This window comes from Allobosea sp. 05T433 (assembly GCF_056396065.1).
Map to the genome: position 1 here is coordinate 1 of NZ_JBFTKS010000145.1, position 352 is coordinate 352.

Sequence of the window (352 nt, forward strand, 5' to 3'; positions counted from 1 at the left end):
GCGTCACGCCGGGGGGCGTCGGGATGAGCTGGTTCCGCAGGAACCAGTCATTCTCGGTGCCGGCCGTCACACCGCCCTGAAATAGGAGATATTCGTAGGCGCCCGCCGCGACGACGCCACCGAGCGCGAAGGCACCGGCGGTGCTTCCTCCATTCACCGCGCGCACCACCTGGATGCCGTTGCCTGTCGTCAATTCACCGGTCCCGCCGGCGTTGGCGATGCTCAGAAGCGAATTGCCGGTCGCCGAGCCGACATCGAGGCGATCGGAAGGCGAGCCGTCAGTTCCGAGGAAAGTGTTCAGCCCGATCGTGCCGCCAGTCCCTGTATAGCTTGGCGTCGTCAAGACTGTGCC

1 protein-coding gene is annotated in these 352 nt (G+C 65.6%); it reads right to left on the reverse strand.

The window, feature by feature from the left end; translation table 11 throughout:
* A partial coding sequence (locus AC1DGP_RS35425) for an autotransporter outer membrane beta-barrel domain-containing protein (RefSeq protein ID WP_476833316.1) occupies window positions 1-352 on the reverse strand: 352 nt, incomplete at both ends.